The organism is Bradyrhizobium sp. (genome assembly GCF_016462955.1).
GTDB lineage: Bacteria > Pseudomonadota > Alphaproteobacteria > Rhizobiales > Xanthobacteraceae > Bradyrhizobium.
In genome coordinates this window covers 5,820-10,195 of sequence record NZ_JAEMSD010000234.1, presented here as the reverse complement: position 1 = coordinate 10,195, position 4,376 = coordinate 5,820, and the positions used below count along the sequence as shown (strand labels likewise).

Annotated in this window: 5 protein-coding genes; all 5 read right to left on the bottom strand. The window is 64.3% G+C overall.

Annotated features, from left to right (window positions below):
• Positions 1-118 precede the first annotated feature (118 nt).
• A complete protein-coding gene (locus tag JHD07_RS22320) occupies positions 119-412 on the bottom strand; it encodes a DUF3551 domain-containing protein (protein ID WP_291625845.1) in 294 nt (97 codons plus the stop codon).
• A 9-nt stretch (positions 413-421) separates the two neighbouring features.
• Positions 422-703: a DUF3551 domain-containing protein gene (locus tag JHD07_RS22315; protein WP_291625847.1), complete on the bottom strand. Its 282-nt coding sequence runs from the start codon at positions 701-703 to the stop codon at positions 422-424.
• Positions 704-891: 188 nt separating this feature from the next.
• A complete protein-coding gene (gene htpG / locus JHD07_RS22310) occupies positions 892-2,769 on the bottom strand; it encodes a molecular chaperone HtpG (RefSeq protein ID WP_291625843.1) in 1,878 nt (625 codons plus the stop codon).
• A gap of 106 nt (positions 2,770-2,875) precedes the next feature.
• Complete coding sequence (locus JHD07_RS22305; protein WP_291625841.1) at positions 2,876-3,289, bottom strand: hypothetical protein; 414 nt, start codon at positions 3,287-3,289, stop codon at positions 2,876-2,878.
• Between the two features lie 249 nt (positions 3,290-3,538).
• Positions 3,539-4,153, bottom strand: a complete 615-nt coding sequence (locus JHD07_RS22300; protein WP_291625839.1) for a nuclear transport factor 2 family protein — start codon at positions 4,151-4,153, stop codon at positions 3,539-3,541.
• Positions 4,154-4,376 lie beyond the last annotated feature (223 nt).

The window sequence follows — 4,376 nt, the reverse complement described above, 5'->3', positions numbered from 1 at the left end:
CCGCAGGCGGGCATCTCGAAGGACGAGGCGCGCGCTCAGCTCGCGCAAAGCACCAAATGATTGCCTACCCTGCCAAGCAGGCGCGCGGATCCGGCTTGATCCTCGTCCTGGTCTGACGCTAGCCGGGTCGCCCGTGGCGTAATCGGCGCGGCGGCGGGTTGACCGGGAAGTACGGGTTGAGGTCGCAGGTCGCGGCGCGTCCCGAGGCGGTCGCGCGGCATTGCGGCAGCGATGTGAAGGAGCAGTCATACCACTCCCCGCCACCGCCATTCGCGCCGGAATAGACGTGCATGCAGACGGGATAGCGGGGATCGAAGGTCTGCCCCTGCGTTGGAGCGGCGGCAAGCAGGGCGCCGCTCGCCACGATCAGAGCGAGCGAGGTTCGCGAGGCGAAGATCCGAGCGAGAGACATGGTGGACCGCTAGTATTGCTGCTTCTGCCGCTTGCGCGGGCGCGGCGGGGGCTGGTCGAAGGCATAATAGGGATTGAGGTCGCAGCTCGCCGAGCGGCCCGACGCGGTCGCACGGCACTGCGGCAGCGAGGTGAAGGAGCAGTCGAAATAATCACCGCCGCCGCCGCCGAAGCCGCCGGGCGTATAGACATGCATGCACACCGGATAGCGCGGATCATAGGTCTGGGCGCTGGCGTCTGCCGCGACGAACAGGGTCGCAATCGCGGTGAGGGTCAATATCGGCAAGCGCATGGAGAAATCCTCGAATCGATCGCGGGCGCCGGCACGGATGCCGGTCACGTCAGGCACCGGCACGGTTGCCGGTCGCCTCATATGGCATAACCCCACGCGCGAGGCGACTGTTCCTCGGGACAGTTGACGGCAAGGTGAGTGGGGCGCGCCGGCGGCGCTCCCTCGTCACGCCGGACCTGCCCCGGCCATCACGCGCCGAGACCCTGCAACACGAGCCGGTTCAGCCGTGTCGCAAACGCCGCCGGGTCCTCCGGCAATTCGCCGTCCAGGATCTGCGCCTGTTCGAGTAGAAGCAGGCTGAGATCATCGACGACCTTCGAGCCGGCCTGCGCCTTGGTGACCGCCGTGACCAGCGGATGGCGCAAATTGATCTCGAGGATCGGCTTGGTCTTCATGCCGCGGTTCTGCTGCGACAGGATGCGCTCGAGCTCGCGGCTGGGCCCCTGGCTGTCGGCGACGAGGCAGGAGGCCGAGCTGGTGAGACGCGTCGAGGCCTTGACGTCGCTGACGCGCTCGCCAAGCGCGGCCTTGATCACGGCGATGGTGGCCGCTTCATCCGCGGCCGGCTCGTCCTTCTTCGACTCGTCCTGATCGTCGATGCGCGGGATCAGATCGAGATTCAGATCGCCCTGGCTCAGCGATTTCAGCGGCTTGCCGTCGAACTCCGACGGCATCGAGGTCCAGAACGCATCGACGGGATCCGACAGCAGCAGCACCTCGATGCCGCGCGCGGTCGCAGCTTCCAGCCGCGGATTGGACTTCAACCGCTCGATGCTGTCACCGACGAGATAATAGATCTCGGTCTGGTTGGGCTTGAAATCGGCGATGACCTGCTTCAGCGACCGTTTCTCGCCCGCCGTGGTGGTGAAGCGCGACAGCGAAAGCAGCTTTTCGCGCCGCTCGAAGTCTTCGTAGATGCCTTCCTTGAGCACCGGGCCGAAGGCGTCCCAGATCTTGGCGAAATTGTCCGGGTCCTTCTCGGCGAGACTTTCGAGCTCGGACACGACGCGGGTCGCCACGGCTTTGCGTATCTGCGCGAGTTGCGGATTGTTCTGGAGCATCTCGCGGGAGATGTTGAGCGGAAGATCCTCGCTGTCGACGACGCCGCGGACGAAGCGGAGATAGCCCGGCAACAGGTCGGCGTCGTCGGTGATGAAGACGCGGCGGACATAGAGTTTGACCCGGCCCTTGCGATTCGGCTCGAACAGGTCGAACGGCTTGGTCGACGGCGCGAACAGCAGCACAGCGTAGGAGTAGCGGCCCTCGGCGCGGTAATGCAGCGTCATCGCGGGATCGTCGAAGGCGGACGCGATCTGCTGGTAGGCCTTTTTGTAATCCTCTGCCGTGAGCTCGGATTTCGAGCGCTGCCACAGCGCGCTGGCCGAGTTGATCTGGCGCGGCTCGCCTTCTTCCGGCACGAGCTCGATCGGAAACAGGATGTTGTCGGAATAGGACGTGACGATGCGCTCGATCTCGTAGGTCTCGAGATATTTCCTGGCGTCGTCCTTCAGGTGCAGGACGATCTCGGTGCCGCGCTTCACGCGCGCCGCTTCCTCATCGCTGGCGCGGGCGATCTCGAAGCCGGAGCCGCCTTGGGAGCTCCAGGTCCAGACGTCGCTCTCGCCGGCGCGGCGGCTGATCACGACGATCTTCTCGGCGACCATGAAGGCTGAATAGAAGCCGACGCCGAACTGGCCGATCAGGCCGAGCCCGTCCTTGGCCTCCTTCAGCTTCGACACGAACGCCTTGGTGCCGGAGCGGGCAATGGTGCCGAGATGGTCGATCAACTCCTGCCGCTCCATGCCGATGCCATTGTCGGCGATCGTGAGCGTCCCAGCCGTCTTGTTCGGGATGATGCGGATCTTGAGGGCGTCGCCTTCGCCCAGCAGGGCGGGACTTGCGATGGCCTCGTAGCGCAGCTTGTCGCAGGCATCGGAGGCATTGGAGATGAGTTCGCGGAGGAAGATGTCGGTTTCCGAATATACGGAATGCACCATAAGGTGCAGAAGTTCGGAAACTTCGGCCTGGAAAGGCTGCGTGTGCACAGCCGTATCTGACGTCGTCATGCGCTTACCCGGTCACAACAAAGGGAGGAACCGGATATAGCGCGAGGCCACGGCGGATCAAGAGGATGTGAACATCCCGGCAGTGCTAGCTACAACAAGGCGACGATCAGGTCACGCAGCGGCCAGGCTGGAGCAGCCGAGCGACCTCGGTCAGCGAGCTGACCACCGGCTCACAGGCGATCGTCGGCTTTCTGCGAACCTTCTGGTTCTGGAGCAGCACCGGCGGCCTGGCATTGCCGGTGTCGATCGTCGCGGGGACGCGCAGAAGCACCGACGTGTCGGCTAGGTCATTCAGCCTCATCGATACCGTTCGGGTGGGAACCGCTGCCGGCTTGATCTCGGCGAGCCGATCAGCCTTCGCGAGGCGATTGACCTTCTGGCCCGGGGCGACGTTCGAGCTGGGGATGTCGGCGACCGCCTGCCAGCGGTCGGCCAAGTCATGACCGGAGGCCAATTGAACCGCGCCCAAGGTCGCGGCAATCGCAATGGCGCCTAAAACTACCTTTTGAATCTGTGACATGGCCGCCGATCCCTCGCCCCATGGCGATCACGGGAACAACGCGGGCGGAGGAGCGGGAGTTCTTGACCATTACGATCACTTAACCGTGTGCGATAAGGGCTGTGATCGGCGAAATATTTTACAAAGCGCGGGAACGACTTGGGCAGCCAGGAGTCGTCTCAACAGCCGGCTATTCCCCCCTGCCCCATAAGCCGGCGACGTAGGGCGCGACTGTGGTGATGCCAGTCGCGCCTTACTTTTGTCTGGAGCCTACTTCGCCGCCCCGGCGAGCCAATCCCGCCCCTCGTCATAGAGCTTCTCGACCTCGGCGCCGATGAGACCGGGCATGTCGCGCTTGACCTTGTAGCCGATCAGCTCCTGCATGTAGGCGAGGTGGCGATAGCCTTCCGGGAGAGCGGCGAGCGCCTGCTGATCGAGGCGCAGCGTCGCGGCGGGATCGACCGGATCGATCCGGTCCTTCTCGTAGATCGGCTGGCGGCGGACGATGCCCCATTTGCCAATTCCTAATTGATCCTCGCGCTTTTCCAGGAAATCGTAGAAGCGTCCGGTGCAGACGACGTCGCAGAGCACGTCATGCACGAGAGCCCGCTGCGAGATCGTCATCTTGGTCTGCGCGATCGCGCGTGCGCCGGAGAGGTCGATGCTGGTGCCGCCGAGGAAATGCAGGACACGTACGCCCTTGGCAAACCCCTCCTGGCTAACGCGCATGAAATCCCGCGCCGGTCCCTGAAACCAAGTCGCGGACATCCAGCCCTCCTCGTGCCACACCGTGGCGAAGCGCTCCCAGTCACCGGCATCGCGCCACACCGCCCAGTTCTCGACGAGGTCGCGGATGGCGAGGCGATCGAGCAGTTGCTGGTCCATGGACACATCTCCGACTGGCATCAATGCACGAGGTTTTGAGCGGCTAAGTCGGCAGCCGTCAAGCGCAGCAGGCGGCACGAAAAATCCGGCGTGCCTTGCAGCACGCCGGATTGGATCGTCAGCTGAGTGTCAGGCGCAGAAGTCCTACGCCGCGGGCGCCTTCGGCGCGCGGTTGCGTGAGTTGCGCTGGAAGAACAGGGCCTGACTCGCCACCGCCGACACC